The organism is Myxacorys sp., assembly GCF_059501405.1.
On the sequence record NZ_JCACCM010000199.1, the window covers coordinates 1 to 5,864 of the forward strand.

Consider the following 5,864-nt stretch of genomic DNA (forward strand, 5'->3'; position numbering starts at 1 on the left):
TGAAAGCCTCTTGTTGTCTGGCTTCGACTACTGCCTATTTCCGATTAAGTCTAGTGTTTACAGCGTCCTAACTCACTTTGGGACGCTGTAAACACTATTTTGTCCATCTACTTACTTGATTGCAGTAGGGAGGAGATCTTCCCTACTGCAATTAGATGAACGCTGCTATCAAGCTATTAAAGAAGGCTGTTTTTCTTCTACATTTCTCGCAGAACAGCTCTCCCTGATTTTGAACCAAGCGTTTAATGCAAGACTGTCTTGAAGCTCTACATCATCAAAGCTAAGAATTTGCCCTGGTTCTACTGGCTTAGTGATTACAGCATTGCTCAATAAACCAATAGGAACATTATTCCAATGATCTTCCAGCTTTACTGCAATGCCTCTCACTTCAAAGCTGCCGATGCCTCGCTTAATCACATCTCCCGGAGCCAACGATTGTTTTGCGACAGCTACAACTCCGGCTTGAGGATTGGTCGTGTTATTTAGGAGAACGTCACCCCCATTCACAATTCTCCTAATTGTTTTTGCAACCTCTAAGTGACAAAGATGGAAATTCTGCACCAACGTATAGTATGGACCTTCTCCCATTTTTAGGTATCTCAAATAGTCTTTTTGGGACTCCTCGTGTTCTGCAACAATAAATACCCCGGCAGGCGACTTAGGAGAAAGAATGTAGTCACTGATGGGTTGACCTAGACGCTTTGCCGCATCTGCCAAAACACTGCCACCCGAACGGATATCTTCAGCAACGGTTCCCAACAAACCAGGTTGGTATATACCAGCGCCCAATCCATTGGCAACAAACGCTTGCTCAATTTGAACTTTAGTTCCGTCAGTAAAGGAGGCAACTTGGTCAAGACTAATTCCTTGTTTCTGCGACCAATATTGCATGTCCTCAAGCGTTGGCATTAGATTGAGAAAGCCTTTGATGTTGCCATAAACAAGCGGCTTGAATCCCATCTGCACTGCATTTTCTCTAAGTGCTGCTAGGCATCCCGGCTGATCTCCTTCCGCCTCGGTAATTTTTCCCTTTCTAGCTAAGTACGATCCTGTTGTCACGTGTAGTTCGGAGTCCATCGTTACTACAGGAAGATGAGCATCCAGGACTTGATCTAGAACATCCGTTGCATAAATAGCATCGCCAGAACACTCGACAACTAGATCACAATGAGCAATTAAGTCAGCAACAGAATCAGTGAGCAAGTTCTTTCTAGGAAAGTCATGACAATCATTCAGATTCCTTCGAGTTAGCACTTTAGTGACCTGGAGATCGGGTTGCGTCTCTAGGGCTAGCATGATTCCCTTGCCAATAAAACCTGTACCAATGATTCCAACATTACAGATAGGTTGCATCTTCTCTTTTCCCTTAAATAGTTGCGGACGAATGCGCTAAGGAGGATGTCAATTAAACACCTCCGCTTCTCTGAGCCATTTGCCTGCCTGATCCTTGAGAGACAGTACGGGTTCACCCTCCAATGGCCATGCGATCGCTAGGTCCGGATCGTCCCATCGCAGACTGCGCTCATGAGCGGGAGCATAGAAATCTGTAGTCTTATACAGCACTTCCGCGTAGTCGGAAACGACGACAAATCCATGTGCAAATCCTGCTGGAACCCAAAGCTGCTGCTTAGTTTGAGCGCTCAATTTCACCCCAACCCATAGACCAAAAAATCGAGATTGTTTCCTCAAATCAACTGCGACATCAAAAATTTCACCGACCACCGCTCTCACGAGCTTGCCTTGGGGCTGTTGAATTTGATAATGCAGCCCGCGCAGCACATTCTTTGCCGAGCGAGAATGATTGTCCTGCACAAAACGGTAGGTGATTCCCGCTTTCTCTAGAAACGATCGTTCGTTGTAGCTTTCATAGAAAAATCCTCGCTCATCGCCAAAGATTTGTGGTTCAAGAATCAGTACGTCTGGAATTTCTGTTGGAATAACGTTCATGTGTCCTCAGCTGTTCACTAATTGGGGAACGAGGCGATTCATCATCACGCTATCTGATCTCAAGCGATTTGCCGGATCGTTCTCCATAGAGAGTACATTCATTAAATATTTGCCATAGGTACTTTTCGCCAGGGGTTGAGCGAGCCGATACAACTGGTCTGCATCGATGTAACCTTGAAGGTAAGCAATTTCTTCCACGCACGCCACCTTGAGTCCTTGCCGATGTTCCAGCATTTGGATGAAGCTTGAGGCTTGGTGTAAATCTTCATAGGTTCCTGTATCGAGCCAAGCATACCCTCGACCCAACAATTCAACGTTAAGCTGGCCCCGGTTTAAATACACGCGGTTTAAGTCTGTAATTTCTAGTTCACCGCGAGGTGAAGGGGTAAGCGCCGCTGCGATCGCTGCCGCCTGCGCATCATAAAAATAAATGCCTGGAACCGCGTAATTTGACTTAGGATGCACCGGCTTTTCTTCTAAACTGATTGCTTGACCCGCGGCATTAAACTCAACGACACCATAGTGCTGCGGTTCTGCAACTCGATACCCAAACACTAGCGCTCCGTCTTGAAGTTGAGCCGCACGCGTCAAAACGTCAACAAATCCATGACCGTAAAACAGATTATCGCCGAGTACCAGACAGACCGGCTCATCACCGATGAAGTCTTGACCTAAAATAAATGCTTGCGCCAACCCTTCTGGCTTAGGTTGTTCGATATAACTGAACTCTAATCCCCACTGGCTACCATCTCCTAAAAGCTGTTCAAACAAAGGACGATGAGCCGGGGTTGAGATGATTAAGATCTCTCGAATGCCCGCTAACATTAAAGTTGACAATGGGTAGTAAATCATCGGCTTGTCATAGACAAGCATCAGTTGTTTGCTCGTCACTTGAGTCAGGGGGTAGAGACGAGTGCCAGAACCGCCTGCCAGAATAATTCCTTTCATCGTTCGCTCCTCACTTCATGGGGTGATTTCTTAATTGGGTAATTCAACGTCGTGACTCAACCGATGACTCAACCGGACGATCGCTATAGTTCTGCTTCATCCAGGCTTGATAAGCTCCCGAACGAGCTTGCTCAACCCAGCTAGAGTTATCGAGATACCATTGCACCGTTTTGAGCAATCCACTTTCAAAACTTTCATTGGGTTGCCAGCCTAAATCGCGCTGAATTTTGCTGCAATCGATCGCATAGCGGCGATCGTGACCCGGACGATCTTTGATAAAGGTGATGAGCGATGAATGCTTGAAGTTAGGTTTCGGAGCGAGTTCATCCAAAATCGAGCAAATCTGTTCCACTACGGTTAGATTCGTCAACTCATTGCGTCCACCAATGTTGTAAGTCTCACCTACACAACTGTGTTGCAAGACACGATGAATCGCATTGCAATGATCTTCCACATACAGCCAATCCCGCACATTCTGCCCATCTCCGTAAATCGGTAATGGTTTTCCTTCTAGCGCATTAAGAATAATTAGAGGGATGAGTTTTTCGGGAAATTGCCGAGGTCCATAATTGTTTGAGCAATTAGTAGTAAGCGTCGGCAAGCCATAGGTGTGGTGATATGCCCTCACTAAATGATCTGAGCCCGCTTTTGATGCAGCATAAGGACTGTTGGGTGCGTAGGGCGTATCTTCTCGGAAGGCTGGCTCAGTCGGATTGAGCGACCCGTACACTTCATCCGTCGAAACATGCAGAAAGCGAAACTGATCTTTTTGTTTTGCGGCAAGTTGCTCCCAATACACTCTGCTCGTTTCTAACAGATTGAATGTTCCAACTACATTCGTTTGAATGAAGTCGTGGGGACTTACGATCGAGCGATCGACATGGCTTTCAGCCGCAAAATTGAGAATGGCGCTGGGCTGATGAGTGTCGAGCAGTGTGCGAACCAAGTCACTATCCCCAATATCTCCCTGCACGAATTGATAGCCAGGATCGTCAGACAACGCGACTAACGTTTGAGGATGACTTGCATAGGTAAGTTTGTCTAAGTTGATGATGGTTGCCCAACCTTCTCGTCTCGCGCTGAGAATAAAGTTAGAGCCAATAAATCCTGTGCCGCCTGTGACCAGATACGTTTGCATGAGAACTACCTAACCTTGACATTCATGACGTGATTCCCTTAACTTCGGCGCTATAAATGGTGAAATAATTACGGTGATTAGAACTTTGATGGTTTGCATCGTGACATGCTTGATCAGTTGTCGAATAGCTAAGGTTGCCTAATGTACCAGTCGTAACTGTTTCAACTGCGATGAGCCAAACATATCTGCCGTGTCAAAAAAATGATTTATGAATGGGAATGTTGCTTGTACTAAGAAAACTACACAACACTGCTTTCCGCTTGGCGTAGAGCCGCATCATAGTGGACGTTGACTCCTTCTTTGCGAAACATCTCAAGGCAGCCTTTAAGGGCCACTTCATGAGAACACTCTTCAGTGACAAACTTCACGCCGACTTCTTCGCAGTGCTGGCGACGAGCATCATCTCTAATCATGGTTCTAATTGCCTTGATCCAGCCTTGCACATCACCTGCTTCGACACGGGGTGCATCGTACTCTGCGGGTAAATATTCTTCAACGGCGATTGAGCGGGTTGGAATGCAAGCTTTGCGGCAGAGCATTGCCCAAAACAATGTCATCAATCCACACGATGTATCTTCAGCTTCTAGAGGCATTACCATAAACTGGCAATGCTTCACAATGTTCATCGCCTCTGTCATTGGAATTTGATACAGTGCTTTGAGGTTAGGAGGAAGCTCAACGCCTGCAAGATTGTAAGGATAGGAAACGGTGATGAAATTAAGATCTGGCATTTGAGCGATCGCTTGAACCAAGGTAGGATAGTCTCGACCATCTTTGCCGATCGCACAGATATATTTTCCAGGGTAGTGAGGAGGATCATTTTCCATCTCGATTTCTGAAGCCTTGATCGACCATCGGACAAACTCGAAACGATCAATCGGAATGCCGAAGTAGTCAGCATACTTCTGCCGCTCATAGTCTGAATAGACCACAAAACGCTGCACCTTCGAATACGCCCATTTCAGAACTTGAAGACGCAAGCCTGTTGGCAATCCGTCAAAGTGAAAAGCGTAAGCGATTAGTGGCATTTTTGCCCTGTATAGGTGCATTGCGATCGCTGCCCAAAATGCGTCGCGCTGACATTGGGCTACTACAAGGTCAGACCCTTCTCGAACTGCTTGTTTGACACATCGAAAAACACCTGTAATTCGGGATAAGTTCGGTTTGGTTACAATACGTTCCAAGAATGATTGGGGTATCGCATACTGAAACAGCCATCGAACCTGATTTTGGGTTTCTGGCTCGATCCAACGCCAATCTGAGCCGTGTAAGCTCGTGAACACTGAAATGGTATATTGTGCGACCATGAATCCCTGAAATTATTTCTGGAGAACCGGGTGGAGTATTCAGCGGTTACACAGACTATCACACTACGCAAATTTACTTGACAAGCTAAAACCTTCAACTACTGAAAAGCTTGATGATTGTAAAGAGATGGCAAAGTCAAGCTTTCCCCTTCTTTTTGCGACTCCGAGGAAATTCAGTAGGTTGAAAGCGGTAGATTCTGCTAATAAATCACTGACGGGCGTTCATAGTAGAAACCGTTAGTCTCATCGCTCTATACTCTGTTGAGCTTTGTATCACTTGATACAAAATGGTGTGTATCTGAGCCGGTTTCCGTGAAAATTGTCGTTTGCGATTCCTTCGGAGTTGCGCGAAGCGCTAATCGTGGAAGCAATGTAAAACTCAAGGATAGACAAAGGTCATAAATTGTTCTGAGCAGTAGCACCTGATCCGATAAGGGCGTGCTACAAGCGATCGCAGACTACCTAAATCAAACAGGACTTACGCAGGGGCACTAGATTCAGGGGCAAGCCCAACTGAGCTTCAT

The 5,864-nt window shown here is 46.0% G+C and carries 5 protein-coding genes; all 5 read right to left on the reverse strand.

The window, feature by feature from the left end; translation table 11 throughout:
• Positions 1-168 precede the first annotated feature (168 nt).
• The 5 genes from AC5I6P_RS29060 to AC5I6P_RS29080 all read right to left on the reverse strand — a co-directional run bounded on the left by AC5I6P_RS29060 (position 169) and on the right by AC5I6P_RS29080 (position 5,340).
• A complete protein-coding gene (locus AC5I6P_RS29060; RefSeq protein ID WP_495697268.1) occupies positions 169-1,353 on the reverse strand; it encodes a hypothetical protein in 1,185 nt (394 codons plus the stop codon).
• Between the two features lie 48 nt (positions 1,354-1,401).
• A complete protein-coding gene (gene rfbC, locus AC5I6P_RS29065; RefSeq protein WP_495697269.1) occupies positions 1,402-1,947 on the reverse strand; it encodes a dTDP-4-dehydrorhamnose 3,5-epimerase in 546 nt (181 codons plus the stop codon).
• A 6-nt stretch (positions 1,948-1,953) separates the two neighbouring features.
• Positions 1,954-2,895: a glucose-1-phosphate thymidylyltransferase RfbA gene (gene rfbA, locus AC5I6P_RS29070; protein WP_495697270.1), complete on the reverse strand. Its 942-nt coding sequence runs from the start codon at positions 2,893-2,895 to the stop codon at positions 1,954-1,956.
• Between the two features lie 43 nt (positions 2,896-2,938).
• Positions 2,939-4,033 (reverse strand): dTDP-glucose 4,6-dehydratase, encoded by a 1,095-nt coding sequence (gene rfbB, locus AC5I6P_RS29075; RefSeq protein WP_495697271.1) that lies wholly within the window; start codon positions 4,031-4,033, stop codon positions 2,939-2,941.
• A 239-nt stretch (positions 4,034-4,272) separates the two neighbouring features.
• Positions 4,273-5,340, reverse strand: coding sequence for a glycosyltransferase (locus AC5I6P_RS29080; protein WP_495697272.1), 1,068 nt, complete (start codon positions 5,338-5,340; stop codon positions 4,273-4,275).
• Positions 5,341-5,864: the final 524 nt, after the last annotated feature.